Origin of the sequence: Clostridium beijerinckii HUN142 (assembly GCF_000621745.1) — a bacterium.
Classification (GTDB): Bacteria; Bacillota; Clostridia; order Clostridiales; family Clostridiaceae; genus Clostridium; species Clostridium beijerinckii_A.
Window position 1 is genome coordinate 290,636 of record NZ_KK211335.1, and the last position, 21,614, is coordinate 312,249.

Here is a 21,614-nt window from a genome sequence, read left to right on the forward strand (position 1 = left end):
AAATTATATATTTGGCGACTGCTTCAATGAGTCAAAGGTATGCATGGAACGATATTTATATTTTTATATTATGTAAAGGAGAGTGCATTAAAATCATTTGATAATGATGATGTGTTTGTAGAATTTATTAATCATATAAGTGAAGATTATATAGTTAAAGATAGAAAAATGAATATAGGATGCAGCGTTGGAGGTGCTTTTTTTCCACTGCAAGGTATGATCCAATGGAAATAGTAAAGATGGCGGATCAATGCATGTATGAATCTAAAAGAAGCGGTAAAAATAGATATACTTTTTATTATGAAAAATAATTTGAATAATATAAGTATTTAAAACTAGCAAGAATCATGGGTGGGATGCTTTGCGGTACTTTAAGTTTATAAAATGAAAGTTCATCATTTTCTGTGATGAACTTGTATTATTTTCATATTAATAAACTATTATCATAATACGTTGTTAATAAATTAATATCCGTATATAAATTAAATGTTCCTACATTCCATATATTATATATGTAGTTCAAATAACACTGCTTGCGATTTATAATTAAGTATTTTAACAATAATGTTCCTAATTTTAATTTAGTAGTATAATAATATACCTATTAGTTCAGTTTATTTTTATGATTAGTCTAGTGATCATAATTTTTATAAAATGTATACATCACCATTACCGATTATTGTGATTCTATAATCAGGCTCAAATGGGATCAGATTATATTTTTGCGAATTAGGAGATAAGTATAAAGCTTGAACAGCACGAAAATTTTTATCGAATATAACTATATAAACATCTTTATCACTTGAAGCATTTTGAACATTATATGTATTAGTGTTTATGGCAAAGTTTTTTAAATCATCTGGAGTGTACACACCTTGGTTGTATATGTTGCTTGGAGTAGGGTCTGCTAGAGCTATATTAGGAGAAAAACATAATAAAACTAATAATAAAGATATAATATTCTTCATTTAAATACCACCTTTCATATTTAGTATGGCACTAAATTTCAATAAAATTCCTTAATATTAGAGCATAAAAATTATAGAAAAATGTAAATATCAGTTATAGTAAATTCAAATACTACCTATTTTAATTATATATTATTTCTTAATTAAGTATGCAGTCTTACATAATGGAAGTGGTTAAAATGCATAAAAGATTAAAAGCTAATAGGAATGTTACAAACTACAAAAAACAATTAATGAACAAATTATTAGTAAATTTATATAAAAAAGTATAAATTTTGGATTAAATTCTTATTTGAGAGTGCTATAATATAATTAAGGCAAAAAATAAAAAAATTGAGTTCTTATTTAAGAATTTAGGAATGGGGAGAATAGAGATAAATCTTTATTCTCTTTATTTTTTTATATCAAATATAAAACTAATAACTGCCATGAGATAATAGTTAGTTTACTTCATAATATATAGTTTAAGTACGGAAAAAAAGGATTGGCAACAGAAGTTTTAGTAGTTGTGGGAATTCCAATGTACTTGGAGCTGTAGAAATTATAGAATTCAATAGAACACTTGGCGAGAATAATGCTGATCCTAAAAGAAACTATTTTATGGTAGATGCGTTAGAAGATGCATATAATCAAGAATATTATTCTGGTGGGGAAGCTAGAAGCGAAGAAGGATATTGCCAAGGATATCAAAAAGGATGTAAAACACTAAACAAAAAGCTTTGGATTGTATAAGAAACATTAATTGATGCCCCAAAATATATTTATTATTTAGTAAGTTTACTAAGTAACCCAAAAAGAGGTAGGAAAAAATCAGGTAAGAATAATAATGCTATCTTTTGCTATTAAAAATAGAAAATTGTGAATTACACATTTGAGATGAATCTATTATACAATTCAATAAATATATTAAAATTTGAAAAAAATTATTTAAAATTGAAGAATGTAAATGGTTACTGTGATATAATATATAAAAATGGTTTTTGGAGGAGAAATTTGTGGAAAAATGTGATGGCGATTTAAATATGTTAGAATTAAGAGATATTATTGATTTGAACTTTCTTCAAAAGTTTCAAGATGAATTTGCACAAAGTATGGATATTGCGAGTGTAACAGTGGATAAAAATGGAGCTCCGGTTACAATGCCAAGTAGTTATACTAATATATGTTCTAATCTTACTCAATCGACACAACTTGGGAAAAATCGATGTGCACAATGCCATGCCAGTGCTGGAGAGGAAGCATTTAGAACTGGAAAACCCTATATTTATAAATGTCATTCAGGACTTATTGATTTTGCAGCACCAATAATAGTTAAAGGAACTCTTATTGGCACAATTCTTGGTGGTCAAATTCTCTTTGATAATCCTAAAGAATCTGAGTTTAAACATACTGCAAGAGAGCTTGGTTTAGAAGAAGAAGAATATTATATTGCAGCTAAAGAGGTGAAGATAGTAGAGGAGAAAAAGATTAAGTCAGCAGCCGAAGTTTTATTTTCGGTAGCCAATACATTATCTCAAGAAGGATATCAACGGTTAAAGATTACGGAATTAACTGGAACCCTTACAGAAAGCTTTGAACAAATATCTTCTGCAACCCAACATCTTGCTGCATCATCAATGGAAGTTACTGAAAATCAAAATTTATTAAATAGTGAAATAGTAAAGGTACGAGAACTCTCTAATAAAATAAATGTTATTTTGGGTTATATAAAAGACATAACCAATCAAACAAAAATGCTTGGACTTAACGCTTCAATTGAAGCAGCAAGAGTTGGGGATTTGGGAAAAGGATTTTCTGTTGTTGCAAAGGAAATTAGGAATTTAGCAGAAAATTCTAGAGAAACATCAAAAAATATTGCTGAGTTGGTGAAAAAAATACAGGAATCAGTAGAAAAGACTATGCAGGTATCCAATACTACACTAGATATAACTGAGCAACAATCAGCTGCAATAGAAGAAACAAATGCTAGTGTTGAGGAATTAACAAGTTTTACTATAGAATTAGATAAATTAGCTAAATCACAGTAAATTATAAAATATGAATCTTATCAATAATATAATGTGTTCCCCATTTTGGGGATCTTTTTATTCTTTAGGAACTTCTCATGAAGCAAAAACTTCTCAGAGTATAATAAAATAGTTTTATTAAAAATTATAATTGAGTAATCATATTCAAGTGGAGGTAAAACTTGTTAAGAGGTTTTTGGATTCAATCTTAATAGTTTTACTGGGATCGATTACTAAGATTGTAGCCAAACTATTATTAGCTGTGATTCTTACATTAATGGGGGTGCTAATTAATAAAATTTGTATCTCTTGCATTATAAATGTCAGTAATAATAGTTTGGGGAGGAACGGCAAGTGCAACAGGTATATTTATGTTAAAGAATAAAGTTATAAAGATAAAAAAATATTATAATATTAATAGTATTGGTTTATATCAAATGACAGCTAGGAAATTTTAGCTTGCTTAAAAGTTAATTTAACGTCACCATATATTATAAATTTGTAGTCAGGTTTAATTGGAATTAATGGATTTCTGGTAGAACTAGGTGGTATTCTTATAAATTGCTCTACATTTTTACTAGAATTAATAATAAATAATAAACCATCAACGTAAGGTTCATTATTTTCTACAATGTAAGTAACATTATCAGAAAGATTAAGATCTTTCATTGTATAAAAACCTTGGGAATATATTTTTGTTTGAGCAAATGTATTTACTGTATTGATAGTAAATGATAGAAAGAAAAAAATAGAAAATACAATAACAGATTTTCTCATATTATTATCCACCTTTCATAACTTAAGGAGTATTCAAATAATTAGTTGAATTTATTATATGGAGTATAGATAAATATATTCGTTATAGAAAGGAGGATACTTGTGTTAAATAAGAAAGAAATTAAATATTTTAAGTTTATTCTGAAAAAAGAGAATTGCAAATTAGAATCAAATATTAAATTCTTTAAATCAAAAGGGGCTAATCTTGATGAGATATGTCAAGAAGAACAGAAGAGGCAAGAAAATGATTTGTCTGAAAATAAAGAGACAATTATAAAATTAGATAAAATGTTAAGAGAAATATGTAACTAAATATTTAACCAATTGAATAATATTGAAAGAGCATATAAAAGCCCCAATTAAGGGGCAGAAAATGAATAGACTAAAGTATAAGATAACTATTAAATTAGAGCTACTAAAAGAGAAAATAATATTTTGAGGATTATATTTAATTATATGAAGATGATTCTAAACATGGATAAATAACTTGTAATCTTAAAAAGTGAACTTAAGTCAATGATACTGGACTGTTGCCATAAATTATGACATATGAGTCATAGGCAAGAGGTTTCAAAAAATGCTAATTTGATTGAGGATCCAGCTTTACTAATTTTGTATAATCTGGTTTGTATCAATAATAATAATTATAACTTTGTCATTAATATTAGTGATCTTGGCTGTTAGAGAAGAGGTGATTTTCAATTTTTCATCTCTTACATCATGTGTGTCTTGAGTAATAACTACAGGAGAAGCATGAACAATAGTCATGATAAGAATAAAGAAGTAAGAATTGATATGATGAATTTCTTAATTATAGTAAAGACCTTTCACGACTTAAAATTAATAGATCTGATAACTAAATACCAATTCATAACAGTAAATAAGCTCTTACAAAGAAGAAATTAAGATAAAACATGTTTAGAAATAATTTAAATATATGAGTTAAACTTTCTGTGTAAGAGTACTTTTGAAGTCCTATTTCGTAACCGCAGCGTTTAATCTCTTTAAATCTTCCTTTGCTTATGATACTAAAGCTCTATTAATTCACTATTTTTCTTTTTAAACTGATTTAAAATACAACTAGCAATCATATAGAAAAAGAGGGATTTAGGTCTCAATGTGTAATACTATACTTTAGATTATTTATGCTTATGTTATAAAAAATAAGGGGTGGTATACAAATGAAGTACTTATTAAATGAAAATGAAATGCTAGAAGAATGGGAAAGCTTTATATCAATTGTAAATAAAAATGCTATAGCAAGAAGCATTACATTGGAATCATGGAAGAGGTGTAATGATTTAGGATTAGAGCGTGATAAAATTAAATTTAAGTTCTTGCGTGATGGAGATCTTAAACAAAAGGTGCAAGAAAATTCGCATTTAATTGAAGCTTCGAAGTTGTATATGGATTCTTTGTCTACTAGCTTAATTGATATACCACATATAGTTGCTTTAGCAGATAATGAAGGATGGATAATTGATTTAAGAGGAACACCAGAAGAATTTTGGGGAAAGCAGGAAGTTCTCTGCCTTGGTGCGAATTGGTCAGAAGAAAACATAGGAAATAATGGAGTGGGAACAGCTATCGCCATAGGAGAACCAATCCTTGTTTATGGAAGAGAACATTATGCAACTGCTTATGCTGGTTGCTCATGTATAGGTGCGCCTATTATATATAATGGTAACATTATAGGAGCGGTGGATATAAGTGTACCGGTTAAGTATGCAAATCCAGCAAGACTTCATATACTTATTGCATGCGTAAATTCAATTGAATCTACAATTATGCATATTAATAATAATGACTCTGAATTGGTTTCAATTAACATGAATCCATCGATAATAAGTGAGTTAATTGCAACAACTATCCATGATCTAAAAAATCCATTAGCTGTAATTAGAGGATTAGGACAGTTAGGAAAGTTGAATTCAGATAAATCTAAAGTTGATAATTACCTTAATAGGATAATTAAACAAGTTGATGAAATGAATGATATGGTTATTGAACTCTTAAGCATATTTAAACCGGAGAAACTTATAGCACAAAAAGTAGCATCTACATTAGAAGAAATCTTATTCTCGTTTGAGCCCATTTGCGAGTCAAAAAAAATCAAGTTATATTTACATAAAAATGAAGATAATTATGTAAATATATCTGAAAAACTTTTAAAGAGAGCAATCGAAAATATTATCAATAATGCGGTTCAAATAATGGATGAAGGTGGAACAATTGAAATTTTAACAGAACAAGATGGGGATTTTATAATAATATCAATTAAGGATACTGCAGGAGGTATACCAGAAGAATTAAGTGAAACTTTATTTGAACCATTTACTTTTAGAAGAAGTGGTGGGACAGGATTGGGCTTGTTTATGGCATATCATACAATTACAAATGTTCATAAGGGTCAGATATGGTTTGAAACAGAATTACAGAGAGGGACTACATTTTTTATAAAATTACCGATATCTAAAGACTTTGAAAGTTCAAGAATAAAAGAATATAGATTGGTTTGATTTATTTTAATTAAATAATACCATCTTATAAAGAATTTGTAAGAGTAGAGATAAAAGAATAAAATACTACTTTTATGACAACAAATGATAAAAAAACGAGCAATATTAATTTTAATAATAATGGGAATACATAGAGGAATAGGAGCATTCAAAAGTTTTACAAAAAGGAATAAACAAATGAATGAAAAATTGGATGCCATTTTAGAAGAACTAGAAAAAACAAGAAGTGAATTTGAGGTGGCTTCCCAAAAATGTTTCTTGAGATTATACTATTAGGAAGTGAATACATATGAAGTTAAAAAGGCCAGCATTAGTAACATTCATTGCATATTTAAATTTGCTAGGTACATTTTTTATAATAATATCAGTTTTTCCAATACAAAAACTTATTGAACAATTCGGTATTCTTATTATTCCAATATCGGATTCATTGGATGCTGCAATTAGAATATCAAGTGCTCTAGTCATGTTAATAATATCATACGGATATTTTAGACTTAAAAAATGGGGTTATGGTTTAATGATAACTTATAATTTATTCTTTTTAGTGTTATCTATGATCTTTATAGCATTAAAGATTAAGAATTCATATAATGTGCAAGGAATAATACAATCACTTGTGGGACTAATAATTACATTTCCATCTAAACGGTACTTTATTAAAGAAAATGAAGAGTTGTAATATTAATAAGTCGTGTATCATTTTATAGTCTAAATTCAAATTAAACTACTAAGTTTTGTTTTCATAATATAAGCAAAGTTTAAAAGCAATAAACACTTCAAAATGTTTATTGCCTTTTTACTCATGCCACTTTATGAGAATCATCAGTAGAACTCTCTGTATCGATAGCTACTCCAAGTTTAGCTGATATTATAGTATTTAACTTATTAATTGAACTTGATAAGCTAACAATTTGTTTCTCTAAGCGTATTAGCAAATATGCAGATACAGCCACAGGAAAACCATTATTTACTATAAGATTAATTAAATCTGTTACTTCCATGATCACATCACCTCCTACAAAGGATATATGAAATAAAATATATTAGTTCATGTTAGAGAACAAATAATTATCTGAAATTAAAATAAATTACTGAGTGCCACCTTCATTTACAATATGGTTATGATAATAATCTATAGCAATATCAACTATGGTACTGACACATACAATAATATCTGGGTATATGCTTTTTAATTCATTTATTTTTCTTATGGTAGAACTTCTAAGGGTGTAGCTTCTTTTAATATTTGGAGTTTCACCATCAATGGCAGGAGTGGCACCATTAGGTATCAAACAGTTCCTTAGCAGAGCTTAAAGTATTTTTTATTTCTATGGAGTTAGTTATATTATTTTGAAAATTGCTGTTAATAGTTGAAGCTGTATTAGTTTGAGTATTGTTTTTAGGATCTTCTTGAATAGCAGCATTATTATTAGATTTACTATCAGAGCTAGTTTGAATAATATTAATATCAGAATCATCATCAAAAGAGAAAGAAGATATGCAGTCACCAGCTATAGGAGATTCACTAGTAAATCCGTATACTTCACCTTCATCATATTCAAAATCATTTTTAGGAACCTTTGATGTTTTTCTTCTAGCCATAAGTTATATACCCTCCTTGGCAGTATTTTTATGTATCTTCATAAAAGATATATGGTTATTTATCAGAGATTCTCAAATTCTAAAGAATTTGAGAATATAAATTTTTTAGAATTAAGGAATTTTAGAATGTAAGATTTTAAGAATATATATTCTTTAGAATTTAAGAACTTAAGAATTTGCTTATAAAATGCGGGTTAAGAGATTAGACATGTAAATTTAATTATGATTTTAATGTTACGTTGCAGTATAAAACATATATCAATAATATCAGAAGATTAAGTCTTAATATTTAGGAGTGTGCAGCAGTTAACTCTCACTATAAGAAATGAGAGTCTAGCTATCGGATAAATTTTCTTAAGCTGTAAATAAATTATTGGAGTGTGTTGTAAAAATGATTAGAGATGAAATTAAACTTAATCCAGAAGAAGTAGAGTGCTTTGATAAAAAGCAGATTGCTTTAGCAATTAGAAATTCGACTTTTAATGATGAACTTCAATGTTCTTTAATTACTGAAGGAATACTTAATAAATGTGAAGGATGTTCTCTTAAGTATATTTGTGATAGCATTGATCAAGTAGCTCAAAACTATATTGATAAGACTACAGATGTTATTAATAATTTTAATTTTGAATAAGTGGATATAGATTAATATAGTTATATAAAAATAAAAACTCCTAGGTTAGCCTTGGAGTTTTTACGCTTTGATGCTTTCATAATAATGAGATATATTGTTTAGTATTTTCTTTAGAATAGTGTTCTTTTTTAGGATAGCAGTAGAGTAGCACATATTTTTAAAATAAGCATATTCTTTTACAGTGTAATTTTTATAGAATACATAATCTATGAGTTCAAGTTCATCTTCATTTAAATCTTCATAATCACACATTTCACATAATGAAGTTTCAGTTGAGATTTCTTCTGAAGGAAGATTACTTTCAAAATTATCATATAGACTTAATGCATCATTACCTTCAGTAGATCTTCTAGTTTTAATTCTTTTGATTAAATCACTCATATTATTTTTAATGGCATTAGTAGCATAGGCAACGAATCTATGCTTTTCTATATTGTACATGTAAACAGATTTAAAAAGTGATTGGTAACATTCCTGCATAATATCATGTGCGTTATATCCATCAATGAAAGTTCTTTTAGAAATATTATAAATTAAAGTCCTAAATTATTCAGCTAATTTTTCTTTTGCTTCTTCATCATTATTCTTGCACTTGGTAACTAAAACTTCAATATAACTAAAATCCATATAAGCCTCCTTCCTCAACTAAGAGTTATAAATCAAATAATTTACATATATTGTGTTTGATGTTAAATTTACCTCTACATATAGTATATATGGTTAAAATTCATATAACGTATATGAGTAATTAAAAAAATTAAGAATTATAGGGAGAGATGTAAAATGAGCAATTTTATAATAGCAGTAGGTCATACTGCTAGTGGTAATGTTGGATGCGGAGTTATTGATAGGCTTGATGAGAGTAAGTGCACTAGAGAGATTGGAGCTTTAGTTACGCAGTATTTACAGGAGAAAGGCCACGGTGTTAATTTACTTAGGATTGATGAAGGCAATAAATATAACTGTGAAGATTGCTATATTAGATCAGTTCAAGCTAATCAAATAGCACAAACTATAGAAGTTAACCTTTATGTAGAAATTCATATTAATGCAGGAGGAGGTAGTGGTCCTGAAGTATTAGTATTTGGAAAATCAGAAGTAGCTAATCAATATGCTACGAAAGTCTGCAATGAATTATCAAGTACTCTAAATTTACCTAATAGAGGAGTAAAAATAAGAAACTTAATTGTTCTTAATAAAACTGTTATGCCTGCAATTTTAGTTGAATGTTTATTTGCTGATAGTGATGACGCAGACAAATATGATCCAGATATTATTGCAAGAGTTATCGTTAATGGATTAGTTGGAGATGAGGTTTATGGTAATGAAGAGTGGAAGAATGGGTGGAATCATAATGATGTTGGTTGGTGATATTGTACGGATATAGAGAATAAATACTATTACACTTCTCAAAATGGCTGGCAGGTTATTGAAGGGGAGTGGTATATTTTTGATGATAGGGGATATGCTTTGCAGAATTGCTGGTATCATGATGAAAACAATAATGTTTGGTATTACTTAGATGAAAATTGCATGATGGTTAGGGGAAATAAAGAAAAGCCGCTTTGGAAGTGTATTAATGGGAAATTTTATGCTTTTGATGAACATGGAAGATGGATAAAATGATATATTGATTTTAGAAAGAGATAAACAGGTTGATTTTTAGGTTTAGTATCTCTTGTTTAAGATAATCATTAAAATACACTAATAATAAATTTTTTAAATATCATCTATAGAAAATTTATTATTATTAAAGAATGCTCATGCCGATATAATCTGTCGATAATTCTCTGGATCCTAGAGCTAGTAGATTTGAAGATTGATGTAATTTATAGCCTCTTAGGAGGCCTTATTTTATATGGTTTTAAGATTTATTCAATTCATTTTATCATGTAATATCATAAAAAATTAACTGTTTTTTGTTGCATGAGTGCCATTAAAAGTAAAATTTATTTAATTGATTATATAATAAGTTGGAAATTAGTAAGTGATTAAACATTTGGAAATTTGTACATATTATATATAGAATTAGAAAATAAATATTTAAATTTATGTCCCAAATATTGAATTTATGTCCCAAGATGTAGTATAATAAATTAGGAGGTGACTGATATGAAGAAAAAAAATGTATTAAATTTAATAAAATATTATGCTGAAAAAAATGATGCTGGATTTAGAGATCAAGCGTATGAAATAGCAAGATATTTTGATGGGATTGGAAATTATCAGTTAGCTGAATATATAATGGCATTAATGTCGAATACCAATACTTTTGTTCCTCAAATAAGTGATAGTAATTCTAGTTTCTTTCGAAAAGTAGAGTATGGTACTGATTCGTTACCTTTACCAGAAGTTATTAAAGATGATGTTATTGGAATAGTAAATGCAATTGGTCATAATGCTGGTATTAATAAATTTTTATTTGAAGGCGCGCCAGGCACTGGAAAAACTGAAACTGCAAAGCAGATTGCACGAATATTAGAAAGAGATTTATTTATCGTGGATTTTGATTCTATAATTGATAGTAAACTTGGTCAGACATCTAAAAACATTGCTTCTCTTTTTGAAGAGATTCGTAATTTTTCACATCCTGAAAAATTAATCATTTTATTCGATGAAATTGATGCAATAGCTATTGATAGAATTAATTCAAATGATTTACGTGAAATGGGCAGGGCTACATCATCAGTATTAAAAGGAATGGATTCACTAAATGAAAATATAGTTTTAATTGCAACAACAAATTTATTTGATGCATTTGATAAAGCTTTGACTAGAAGATTTGATTCGGTTATTGATTTTAATAGATATAAGAGAGAAGATCTAATTGAAATTGGAGAAGCAATATTGAATGAATTGTTAGCTAAGTTCAAATTTGCTGGAAGAAATATGAGGTTGTTTAAAAAGATAATTAGTCTTATGGAAACAATACCTTACCCTGGGGAACTTAAAAATCTTTTAAAAACAGTTATTGCTTTTAGTAATCCGAGTAATGAATATGATTATTTAAAAAGATTATATAATAGCGTTAATAAAAAGAATTTAGAAATGGATTTAAAAGAACTTCAAAATGAAGGATTTACCACTAGAGAAATAGAGATATTGACAGGAATTTCTAAAAGTCAAGTTTCTAGAGAATTAAAGGAGTGATTATATGAATGACCTTTTACAATTAAAGGGCACGTTTGAACAAAAATCAAATAATTCAAGGCCTGGATCACCTGAATTGCCATCTGAAGCAACTGTAAAAGTTGAACACTTGGAAAAGCTAAAAAATGATTTAGAGGCTTTAAAAGAATTTTGGAGTGAAGATACAATTCTTAATGGAGCTCTAGTAAGTGTTTTTTATATAGACGTTATTGCTAAAAGTAGAAGAATATCAGGAACCTTAACAAAGGGCTCTATCACTGCAAATAGTTCTATAGTTGGTGCCAAATTTTCAAAATCAGATAGAATGAAACATATAATTACTCACTATGTGAGTTTGGAAATGTTAAATGAGTCCATAGAAAGATACAAAAAAAGTATAACTGTTTTGAAGAAACAGTTTAATGGTGTTATTAATTGCGAGGATGTTAAGAAATTAAATCAGAAAAAGATATCGTATGACAATAGTTTAATAGCAAAGACAAATTTTTTAAAAATAATTGTTGATGCTCATTATGTTGAAAAATTTTCTATTGTTATGCAAGAAGAGGAATTGAGAGAAAACTCAATTATTACAATTTATAAGACTGATACAGATACAATTGAGCTTATGGATAAAATAGGGATTAATCTTCTTTCTGCAAGATTGATTGATGATACTACAATGTTATTAACACCAGACCAATTAGCAATTTTAAAGCAAAAAGCGCCATATTTGATATCTATGGCTATAAGTGATATTTCAAAATTAACAAAAACAGATTTTGAGAATATCGATAGAGAAACTATTAATATTCCAAGTCCTAAAAATGAACCAACTATTGGTGTTATAGATACAATGTTTGATGAAAATGTATATTTTTCTGAATGGGTTGATTTTAAGAATATGGTTAGCAGTGATATAGAATTATCACAAGATGATTATTTTCATGGAACTGCTGTTTCATCAATTATTGTAGATGGGCCATCAATTAATCCCGATTTAGATGATGGTTGCGGAAGGTTTAAAGTTAGGCATTTTGGTGTAGCGGCTGGAAGATACTTTAGTTCGTTTTCTATTCTGAGAGCTATTAATGAAATTATTAGTTCTAATAAAGATATAAAAGTATGGAATTTATCATTAGGAGCACCTGTAGAAGTTAATCCTAATTTTATATCACCAGAAGCAGCTATCTTAGACAAAATCCAATATGAAAATGATATTATTTTTATCATTGCAGGAACAAATAAAAATTCAATGAATAAAACAGTAGAGGCTATAGGAGCACCAGCTGATTCTATAAACTCACTAGTCGTTAATTCTGTAGACTTTGAAAATAAACCTGCTAAATATTCAAGAAAAGGTCCAGTATTATCTTTTTTTACTAAGCCAGATGTTAGTTATTATGGAGGAGATGGAAATAAAAAAATAAGAGTATGTACATCTATGGGAGAGGCCTTTGTAGCAGGAACTTCATTTGCAGCTCCGTGGATTTCAAGAAAAATGTCTTATTTAATTGATGTTTTAGGATTAAGTAGAGAGGTGGCAAAAGCATTAATAATAAATTCAGCTACTGGATGGCATCCTCAAAAAATATCTTCTTCATTAATTGGACATGGTGTTGTTCCTCAAAAAATTGATGACATATTAAAATCACCTAATGATGAAATTCGTTTTATATTATCAGGAGTATCGGAAAAGTATGATACATATAATTATAATTTGCCTGTTCCAATTGATAAAGAGAAACACCCTTTTATTGCAAAAGCAACTATGTGTTATTTTCCTTACTGTTCAAGGAATCAAGGCGTAGATTATACTAATACAGAACTTGATATATATTTTGGGAGAATTAATGGAAAAGAAATAAAGTCTATAAATAATAATCAACAATGCACAGATGGTAATCATCTATATGAAGGAAATGCACGGAAATTTTATAGAAAGTGGGATAATGTGAAACATATTATAGAGTTTGCCAAAAATAATAAACCTAAAAAGGTGTATGATAAAGGTATCTGGGGAATTAGTATAAAAACAAAAGAACGCCTTGAAGAGAAATTTGGGGATGGAATTAAGTTTGGTATTGTTGTTACGTTGAAAGAAATAAATGGCGTTAATAGAATAGAAGACTTCATTAGAAATTGTTCATTAAGAGGATGGTTAGTGAATAGAGTCGATATTGATAATAGAATTGATATTTATAACATAGCTGAAGAAAATATTGATTTTGATGATGTGTTTTAATTAATGTTTTAGTTTAGTAGACAAGCAGGTATTTGGAAAAAATTTAAAATCTTATGAAGAAGAAAAATAGAATTATATAAAATGGGAATATGTGACGAAGCTAATTAAAAATCAACGACTTAGGATAGTTATCATATGAAGGATTGTCAAAAAAATATGAAAAAGATGTGAAAGAAAAAATGATAAATATTTAAGATTTACTAAAGTTTTAAGAACAAATAAATTTTAGGAAGATGATAAGATCCCAAAGCAAAAAAGTCTTTGGGATTTTATTGATTTATTCAATATAATAAATTTAATTTGTGGTATAGAATATAAGTATTTTTATTTTATAGGTGTATAATTCGGTAATAATACATATACAATGGTGGGGGAATAATGATGAATTATTTAAGAAATTTATTATTAACATTAACAACAGTAGGAGCGGTATTAAGTTTTTATATAAAAGTATGTAGAGATTTTTTTATAGAAACCATCAAATTAAATTATAAGAATGTTCCAGGTAAGCAGTCAATTTTTGAAATAATTACAATATGGATTATGTATAGTAGCATAATTATATATATAGTTTGGGTTATAGTATTTATATTAACTAAAGGAAGTATGATGAATATAAAGTCTACAGATATAATAACTCAAGATAGAGTAGCATATTTAATTGCTGCAACAATACTTATTCTATTTTTGAATTCATTTTCATGTTTGGTAGTTAGTTTTTATATGCTAAGAAAATATTTTATTTATAAATTAGAGAGAAAATGTATAAAACGAGTAAGCAATAAGATGCGATTATGGATTAGGGGGAGCAAAATAACATCATCATTGTTATGCTTGATTGGTATGTTTGTAATAATATATTATCCAATGCTTCAAATGTCGTTATTAAAAGAAGATAGAAATTTTATATTTATAAACACACTTAGCGTAGAAGAAATATCTACATTTGCTACATATGGAATTATAGCGTTTATAAGCTTAACATTTTTTATAATATTAAATAGTATGGAGGAAATTGCAAAAACTTTAAATGAAAACTTCACTTACATAATTTTGACGGACACAGAAGAGATAGCATGCAATATTTATTTAGAATATAATGAGTATTATTTAGTATTTAGGAATGGAGTACAGAGATATATAAGTAAAAGTAAAGTTAAAGAAATAAATAAAAGTACTTACTATTATGCAGACAAGATTTTAATTTAAAAATATAGCAGAATTTATGTATAAGAATATAAATATTTTTTGTTATTGTAATAACTTACTCTTTGATATAAAATAGGTAAAAAAACAAGATGAATTTTAAAGGAGTGATTTTGTGAGTGGGATAATGTATTTGTACGTATCTGATAAAAATGGAGCACATAAAATACCTAAACCAAAGCGTTCCACTTATACATATAGTACAACTTATAAAGCAGTTCCTAGTTTAGCAAATGAAGAAGTATTACTTGTAATATTATGCTATGAAACAGTAAATCGTAAACCTCGTGAATTAGACCTTGTATCATTTCATAGGGCCAGATTGGATGGAAAAGGATGTTATATACAGGATAAAGAAGAGGTTAATAATTCTTTGATTAATTTTGTTAATTATGCTTTTGCAACTTCTGATGAGTTAGCTTTAAGAGATACAATCCCTATACCAGTTGCGCCTAAAAACATACCTACAGAAAACGAAAAAAATGCACTTTATTCATATGTTAAAGAAAATTATCCGAGCTTATGGACTAACTGCTCATATTTAGTAGAACAGAATGTTAAAAGTATGGAAAAGCATCATAATGAATTAAAAGAACTTGTTAAAGAAGCATATAAGAAGAAAATAATATAAAATATTAAATAAACAACTAAGGAATAAATTTATTAAGGAGCATTAAGTGCTCTTTGTGTCTGCGTCACTACATAATTCTTTTGTTATTTTTCTATGTAAGTAATTATCACTATATTCATATAAATATAATTAACTGTAAATATTTATTCTTATATATGCTAGTTGCTACTATATACATGTTTTCTAAAGGATAAGTTAATTTATTGAATAATTATATTGGCGCTTAACCAATCACCCCAAAAAGTACTGGTCATATAGCATATGTCTCTAAGCGTATAGGAGTTTTCCGGCAGCTCTAACCTAACATATACTAAGAGATATTATATATTAGACTAGTCTTTTGTTTGGCACCCGATGAGTTCAGAAGGTTAGTACACTTCGGGAAACGTTATTTAGCTGAAATGTATATGCCTTCTTTTCTGTATTAGGGTTTCGTGATGTAGATCATGAATAATATGTTACTATATTTTTAAGTGAATAATTTTAATTTTGAGTAAATAGAAAACATATATTAAAGAAACATAAGCCTTTATTGATATTGTTACAAAAGTGATTGGTAGCATTCCTGAATAATATCATATGAGTTATATCCATCAATGAGAGTTCTTTTTAAAATATTATAAATTAATGGACCGAATTCTTCAGCTAATTTTTCTTTTGCTCATTATTTTTCCATCTGGTAACTAAAGTTTCAATATAATCAAAATCCATATGAACCTCCATTATCAATAAGAGTCATAAATTTAATGAAATATCTTGCATATATTGTGTTTAATGCTAAATTAACTTCTACATATAGTATATATTGCTAGGTTACATATATCGGAGTATAAAAATAATTAGATTTATGTTGTTACTTAGGTTTAGATATTGAAGTTCTTGGTTGCAGCATCATATATCTGCTCTTTTTAAAGGTGTACAACTTAGATGTAAATATAAAAAACTAAAGATTGTAGAGGAGATAGGTAAAATTTAGGAGAGGATGGAAAGATGTATTGTGATTGTATTACACCTCATGGATGGGAGGTTGATGTGAGCGGAGCTTGGATTAAGTAATAACGATCTCATAGTTTAATTAAAAGTTAATTAGAGATTTTTAGAAAATATAGTGTAAATTATTGACATAACAATAAAAGTCAATATAATATAAAGTATAGGAACTAAGTAATTTATAGCATATCGAGAGTTTACTAGTTACTATAACAAGGCATAAAGCCGTAAGGTATCCCCTAAGTTCGTTTGAGCTTAGGGGTATCCTTTTTTTATAAGAAAAATAAAAAAAGGTTCGATATAAATGTATATAATTTAATATTATGTAAAGTATTAAAGGTAGGAGGAGTTATGATGAAGGAAGATGTAAATTATAGATTAGGGTTAGATATAGGGATTACTTCCGTAGGTTGGTCAGTAATAAATTTGGATAAGAAACGAATAGAAGATTTGGGAGTAAGAATTTTTAATGCAGCAGAAAATTCTAAAGATGGAGCTTCTTTAGCATTGCCAAGAAGGTTAGCAAGAGGCAGAAGAAGATTATTTAGAAGAAAATCCTATAGGGTTGATAGGGTAAAAAAATTACTTATGGAAGCAAATATTTTAATCACAGATAAAAATATTTTAATCAGAGAAGAACGTGAAAAATTTTTTGCTGAATTTTTTAAGAAATGCAAAACTAAAAGTGGATTAGATGTTTGGGAAGCAAGAGTAAAAGCATTAGATGAAAAAGTTACAAATGAAGAATGGGCTAAAATATTAATTAATTTATGCAAAAAAAGAGGATTTAAATCTAACAGAAAAAATGAAGCTAATGATAAGGAAACAGGACAAGTTCTTTCAAGTATAAAGAGCAATGAAGAAAAAATGAAGAGTTTACAAGCGAGATCAGTAGGTGAATATATTTATAAGGAAGTAAATTTATCGAATGATAGTTATAAAGGTTTTCGTAATAAAGTAGGACAGTATAATATGTGTGTGTCCAGAGCAATGTTAATGGATGAAATTATAACATTATTTGCTAGGCAAAGGGAATTAGGCGCAGATTTTGCGTCTGAAGAAATTGAAAAGAAGTATCTGGAGATTTTTAATTCTCAAAGACCATATTCAAGATTTGAAGATTTAGAAAAAATGATAGGCTTTTGTACCTTTGAAAAGAAAAATAAAATTAAAAGAGCTTCTAAGAATAGTATTTCAGCTGAAGAATTTGTTTTATATGAAAATTTGAACAAGCTATCAATAGTAAATAAAGGTGATAAAAGAAAACTTACGAGTGAAGAAAGAAACTTAGCTATCTGTGAAGCTTACAAAAAGAATGAGATTAAATATACAGGATTAAGAAAGTTATTAAATTTAAATGATGAAGAAAGATTTTCTACTTTATCCTACAGTAATAAGGTTGAGATTGCAAAAACTGAAAATACTAAATTTGTATCATTAAAAGGATATCATGAGGTTAGAAAAGCGATTGAAACAAATTTAGGTAAGGATAGATGGTTAGAGATTAAGGATGATAGGAATATGCTTAATGATATAGTATATGTATTATCTATAGCTAAAACTGATGAGGAAATAGAGAAACAATTAAATTTGAGAGAAATTTCAGAAGATATAATTAAATCAGTATCAGATTTATCATTTAGTAAATTTATTAATCTTTCTATAACAGCAATTGAGAAAATAATGCCTTATTTGAAAGAAGGGTATCAATATAATGAAGCATGTGATAAAGCTGGATATGATTTTAAAGCAGTGTATGAAGGAACAAAATTAATCAAATTACCCAAAATAGGTATTGATGAAATAGTTAATCCTGTTGTAAATAGGGCATTAGCTCAAACAAGAAAAGTAATAAATGCAGTTATAGATGAATATGGTTCTCCAATTGGAATTAATGTTGAACTGGCTAGGGAACTTGCTAAGAATTTTAAGGATAGAAAGACAATAGAAAAAGAACAAAAAGAAAATAGAGATAATAGAGAAAAATTAAGAAATCAACTTAAAGACTTAATGGGGAAGGAACCAACTGGAGCTGAAATTTTAAAATATAGATTGTGGAGTCAGCAGAAGGAAGAATGTGCATATACACAAGAAAGAATATCTATAGAAAAATTATTTGAACCAGGTGAATATGAAATTGATCATATAATTCCATTTAGTAGAAGTTTTGACGATAGTATGAATAATAAAGGTTTGGTTAAAGGTACTGAAAATCAAAGAAAAGGTAATAGACTTCCATATGAGTATTTTGGTGAAGATGAAGAAAGATGGCATAATTTTGAGATATGGGTTGAAGATAGTAATCTTCATCCAAAGAAAAAATATAATTTGCTTAAAAAGAAGTTTTCTAAAGAAGAACAGCGAGAATTTAAAGAAAGGAACTTGAATGATACAAAATATATTTGTAGTTATATATCTAATTTTATTGCAAATAGATTAATTTTTAAGGAAAGTGAATCCAAAAAGAAAGTTATTACTATTAATGGTAGAGCAACAGCTTATTTGAGAGCAAAATGGGGACTAACTAAAGTAAGAGAAGATGGGGATAAACATCACGCTTTGGATGCGACTGTAGTTGCAGTTGCAACTCAAGGCATGGTTCAAGAAATATCAAAATATAGTAAGGCTAAAGAGTTAAATTATATAAGACAAGGTGATGATTTTGTTGATATTGATACAGGAGAAATTGTTGTTTTAGAGGATTACAGGTATTTATTGAAAGACAGACTTCCTAGGCCATGGCTAGGCTTTAGTGAAGAATTGATAACTAGGCTAAGTGATGATCCTGCAGAGGAATTAAAAAAATCACCTATTAAAACTTATGATGAAGATTTTATAAAAAATACAGTAAGGCCTATCTTTGTTTCAAGAGTTCCATATAGGAAAATTGGAGGAAAGCTATTTAAAGAAACAATATACTCTCCCAAAGCATTTCAAGGAAAGACATTTGTAACAAAGAGAAATTTAACAGAACTAACACCTAAAGATATTGATAACATTTATAATTATCAAACAGATAAAAAACTTTATGATGCTATTAAATGTAAATTAATTGAGCATAATGGAAATGCGAAAAAAGCATTTGAAGAAGAATTTAGAAAGCCAACTAAAGACGGAAAATTAGGTCCGGTGGTAAGAAGTATTAAAATTAACGCTACAGTGCCATTTAAAGATGGAATAGATTTAAATGGTGGAAAAGTGGCTAAGGAAGGAATTGTAAGGGTTGATATATACGAAAAATGTGGAAAGTATTATTCAGTGCCAGTCTATAGAAATGAAATAGCTAAAGGGATCATTCCCAAGAAGGCAGCCTTAGCAGCTAGTGATGAAAGTAATTGGACAGTTATGGATGAAAGTTATAATTTTAAATTCTCAGTATATAAAAATGATTTAGTTGAAATCATATATGAAAAGAAAAGGGGGTACTTTGGATATTTTGATGGTTTTGATAGATCTACAGCATCATTTACCATAGAAAGTAATGATAGTTCGGAAAGGTATAGAGGTATTGGAATAAAAACAGGAGTAAAAGAGATTAACAAATATCAAGTCGATGTGCTTGGTAGATACTATAAAGTAAAAAAGGAGGATAAAAATTAATTGAGTTTTAGGAGTGTTGTAATTTCAAATTCAGCAAACTTAGGATTAAGTAATAATAGTTTAGTAATAACTAATGAAGATGAATATAAAATACCAATAGAGGATATATCAACTTTGGTTATAGAAGGTATAGGTGTAAAATTGACAAATAGATTATTGAGTAAACTAGCAGAAAATAATGTTGCAACTATTATTTGCAATGAAAAGCATCTGCCTTCTTCAATAGTATTACCTTTAAACATTCATCATAGATCATATAAGGTGATTAAGGAGCAAATGAATCAAAGTGCTGCTTTTAATAAAAGAATATGGCAAAATATAATAAAACAAAAGTTGTATAACCAAGGACAATGCTTAGAGATATTATCATTAAAAGGATCTCAATATCTTAAAAAGATATCTACAGATGTAGAGAGTGGAGACAAAGGTAATAGGGAAGCTATAGGTGCTAAATATTATTTTAAATCATTATTTGGGGAAAATTTTAAAAGAAATAATGATAATGGAATTAATGCAGCGTTAAACTATGGATATACAATAATAAGGAGTGTAATAGCAAGAACTTTAGTTGCATATGGATTTAATACAGTATTAGGGGTAAACCATTGTAATGAACTTAATTCATATAATTTAGCTGATGATTTTATTGAACCATTTAGACCAATGGTAGACTTATGGGTATATTCAAACATAAAAAGTGAAGATGAACTTACAAAATCAAATAGAATGTCACTTATTGATCTTGTAAACTATGAATGCATAATGGATAGGCAAAATCATTCAATCTTAAATGCAATTGATAAAATGATATCTTCTTATACAACGGCTTGCGATAAAAAAGATTTTAGATTGCTAAAAGTGCCTACAATTAAAAGTATGGAATACCATTTTTATGAGTAGAAGATTTATGAGATTATTAGTTTTGTTTGATTTACCAGTTGTAAAAAGAGAAGATAGGAAAGAATATCAGCAATTTAGGAGATTTTTATTAAATGATGGTTATACTATGATACAATTTTCGGTTTATTCTAGAATATGTAATGGAATTGATGGTGTTAACAAGCATATTATCAGATTAAAAAAGAGTTTGCCACATAAAGGTTCAGTAAGATTTCTTCAAGTAACAGAAAAGCAATATTCAGAAATGAAATTTCTTGTAGGAAAGCCAAAAATGCAAGAGAAACGCGTGAATGCAAGGCAATTAAGTATTTTTTAGAAAGCTAAAATCCCTTGAAACTTAGTGTTTTCAAGGGATTTGTTAACTCGTATTATAGCATATCGAGAATTTACTAGGAACTATAACT

The 21,614-nt window shown here is 27.8% G+C and carries 21 protein-coding genes and 3 pseudogenes; 18 read left to right on the forward strand and 6 right to left on the reverse strand.

Features of this window, described 5'->3' with window-relative positions; all coding sequences use genetic code 11:
• Positions 1-39: 39 nt before the first annotated feature.
• The gene (locus T483_RS0119520; RefSeq protein WP_026888341.1) at positions 40-234 is read left to right on the forward strand and encodes a hypothetical protein; all 195 of its coding nucleotides are present in this window, start codon (positions 40-42) and stop codon (positions 232-234) included.
• Between the two features lie 413 nt (positions 235-647).
• Here T483_RS0119520 and T483_RS0119530 read toward each other — a convergent pair whose 3' ends face one another.
• On the reverse strand, positions 648-968 hold the full coding sequence (locus tag T483_RS0119530; RefSeq protein ID WP_026888342.1) for a hypothetical protein: 321 nt from the start codon (positions 966-968) through the stop codon (positions 648-650).
• Between the two features lie 600 nt (positions 969-1,568).
• On the opposite strand from T483_RS0119530, the gene T483_RS32510 reads away from it, so the two are divergent.
• The 3 genes from T483_RS32510 to T483_RS31185 all read left to right on the forward strand — a co-directional run bounded on the left by T483_RS32510 (position 1,569) and on the right by T483_RS31185 (position 3,432).
• Positions 1,569-1,700 (forward strand): hypothetical protein, encoded by a 132-nt coding sequence (locus T483_RS32510; RefSeq protein WP_278247459.1) that lies wholly within the window; start codon positions 1,569-1,571, stop codon positions 1,698-1,700.
• Between the two features lie 290 nt (positions 1,701-1,990).
• Positions 1,991-2,995, forward strand: a complete 1,005-nt coding sequence (locus T483_RS0119540; protein ID WP_051560493.1) for a PocR ligand-binding domain-containing protein — start codon at positions 1,991-1,993, stop codon at positions 2,993-2,995.
• A 299-nt stretch (positions 2,996-3,294) separates the two neighbouring features.
• Positions 3,295-3,432 (forward strand): hypothetical protein, encoded by a 138-nt coding sequence (locus tag T483_RS31185; protein WP_155268518.1) that lies wholly within the window; start codon positions 3,295-3,297, stop codon positions 3,430-3,432.
• Here the strand turns inward: T483_RS31185 and T483_RS0119550 are convergent.
• Complete coding sequence (locus T483_RS0119550; RefSeq protein WP_026888344.1) at positions 3,419-3,751, reverse strand: hypothetical protein; 333 nt, start codon at positions 3,749-3,751, stop codon at positions 3,419-3,421. The two genes, T483_RS31185 and T483_RS0119550, sit on opposite strands and share 14 nt — an antisense overlap.
• A 102-nt stretch (positions 3,752-3,853) precedes the next feature.
• Here T483_RS0119550 and T483_RS0119555 point away from each other — a divergent pair, with 102 nt between their 5' ends.
• From T483_RS0119555 to T483_RS0119575, 4 genes are all read left to right on the forward strand, one after another.
• Positions 3,854-4,063 carry a hypothetical protein gene (locus tag T483_RS0119555; RefSeq protein ID WP_026888345.1) on the forward strand — a complete coding sequence of 70 codons (210 nt, stop codon included), beginning with the start codon at positions 3,854-3,856 and terminating at the stop codon, positions 4,061-4,063.
• Positions 4,064-4,932: 869 nt separating this feature from the next.
• Positions 4,933-6,270, forward strand: coding sequence for an ATP-binding protein (locus T483_RS0119565; RefSeq protein ID WP_026888346.1), 1,338 nt, complete (start codon positions 4,933-4,935; stop codon positions 6,268-6,270).
• An 84-nt stretch (positions 6,271-6,354) separates the two neighbouring features.
• Positions 6,355-6,546: a hypothetical protein gene (locus T483_RS29525; RefSeq protein WP_035790391.1), complete on the forward strand. Its 192-nt coding sequence runs from the start codon at positions 6,355-6,357 to the stop codon at positions 6,544-6,546.
• Between the two features lie 13 nt (positions 6,547-6,559).
• On the forward strand, positions 6,560-6,952 hold the full coding sequence (locus T483_RS0119575; protein WP_026888347.1) for a hypothetical protein: 393 nt from the start codon (positions 6,560-6,562) through the stop codon (positions 6,950-6,952).
• A 121-nt stretch (positions 6,953-7,073) separates the two neighbouring features.
• Here T483_RS0119575 and T483_RS0119580 read toward each other — a convergent pair whose 3' ends face one another.
• Both T483_RS0119580 and T483_RS29530 read right to left on the reverse strand, forming a co-directional pair.
• The gene (locus T483_RS0119580) at positions 7,074-7,274 is read right to left on the reverse strand and encodes a YvrJ family protein (RefSeq protein ID WP_026888348.1); all 201 of its coding nucleotides are present in this window, start codon (positions 7,272-7,274) and stop codon (positions 7,074-7,076) included.
• 87 nt (positions 7,275-7,361) lie between these two features.
• Positions 7,362-7,875 (reverse strand): annotated as a pseudogene (locus tag T483_RS29530) (hypothetical protein).
• 391 nt (positions 7,876-8,266) lie between these two features.
• On the opposite strand from T483_RS29530, the gene T483_RS0119590 reads away from it, so the two are divergent.
• Positions 8,267-8,509 (forward strand): hypothetical protein, encoded by a 243-nt coding sequence (locus T483_RS0119590; RefSeq protein ID WP_026888349.1) that lies wholly within the window; start codon positions 8,267-8,269, stop codon positions 8,507-8,509.
• Between the two features lie 60 nt (positions 8,510-8,569).
• Here the strand turns inward: T483_RS0119590 and T483_RS29535 are convergent.
• Positions 8,570-9,136, reverse strand: a pseudogene (locus T483_RS29535) (sigma-70 family RNA polymerase sigma factor).
• A 156-nt stretch (positions 9,137-9,292) separates the two neighbouring features.
• Between T483_RS29535 and T483_RS29540 the strand changes: the two are divergent.
• The 6 genes from T483_RS29540 to T483_RS0119620 all read left to right on the forward strand — a co-directional run bounded on the left by T483_RS29540 (position 9,293) and on the right by T483_RS0119620 (position 15,720).
• A complete protein-coding gene (locus T483_RS29540) occupies positions 9,293-9,880 on the forward strand; it encodes an N-acetylmuramoyl-L-alanine amidase (protein ID WP_347460326.1) in 588 nt (195 codons plus the stop codon).
• 75 nt (positions 9,881-9,955) lie between these two features.
• Complete coding sequence (locus T483_RS32610; RefSeq protein WP_347460366.1) at positions 9,956-10,135, forward strand: hypothetical protein; 180 nt, start codon at positions 9,956-9,958, stop codon at positions 10,133-10,135.
• Between the two features lie 486 nt (positions 10,136-10,621).
• The gene (locus T483_RS0119605) at positions 10,622-11,659 is read left to right on the forward strand and encodes an ATP-binding protein (RefSeq protein WP_026888350.1); all 1,038 of its coding nucleotides are present in this window, start codon (positions 10,622-10,624) and stop codon (positions 11,657-11,659) included.
• Positions 11,660-11,663: 4 nt separating this feature from the next.
• Positions 11,664-13,883, forward strand: coding sequence for a S8 family peptidase (locus tag T483_RS0119610; RefSeq protein WP_026888351.1), 2,220 nt, complete (start codon positions 11,664-11,666; stop codon positions 13,881-13,883).
• A gap of 381 nt (positions 13,884-14,264) precedes the next feature.
• The gene (locus tag T483_RS0119615) at positions 14,265-15,092 is read left to right on the forward strand and encodes a hypothetical protein (RefSeq protein ID WP_026888352.1); all 828 of its coding nucleotides are present in this window, start codon (positions 14,265-14,267) and stop codon (positions 15,090-15,092) included.
• Positions 15,093-15,204: 112 nt separating this feature from the next.
• Positions 15,205-15,720 carry a hypothetical protein gene (locus T483_RS0119620; protein ID WP_026888353.1) on the forward strand — a complete coding sequence of 172 codons (516 nt, stop codon included), beginning with the start codon at positions 15,205-15,207 and terminating at the stop codon, positions 15,718-15,720.
• Positions 15,721-16,267: 547 nt separating this feature from the next.
• Here T483_RS0119620 and T483_RS32240 read toward each other — a convergent pair.
• Positions 16,268-16,431, reverse strand: a pseudogene (locus tag T483_RS32240) (sigma-70 family RNA polymerase sigma factor); the annotation flags it as partial.
• Positions 16,432-17,064: 633 nt separating this feature from the next.
• Between T483_RS32240 and cas9 the strand changes: the two are divergent.
• Genes cas9 through cas2 form a run of 3 tightly spaced genes read left to right on the forward strand, consistent with a single transcriptional unit; the run spans position 17,065 to position 21,526 of the window.
• On the forward strand, positions 17,065-20,310 hold the full coding sequence (gene cas9 / locus T483_RS0119625) for a type II CRISPR RNA-guided endonuclease Cas9 (RefSeq protein ID WP_026888354.1): 3,246 nt from the start codon (positions 17,065-17,067) through the stop codon (positions 20,308-20,310).
• On the forward strand, positions 20,311-21,210 hold the full coding sequence (cas1, locus tag T483_RS0119630) for a type II CRISPR-associated endonuclease Cas1 (protein WP_026888355.1): 900 nt from the start codon (positions 20,311-20,313) through the stop codon (positions 21,208-21,210).
• Positions 21,211-21,217: 7 nt separating this feature from the next.
• Positions 21,218-21,526: a CRISPR-associated endonuclease Cas2 gene (cas2, locus tag T483_RS0119635; RefSeq protein ID WP_035790393.1), complete on the forward strand. Its 309-nt coding sequence runs from the start codon at positions 21,218-21,220 to the stop codon at positions 21,524-21,526.
• Positions 21,527-21,614: the final 88 nt, after the last annotated feature.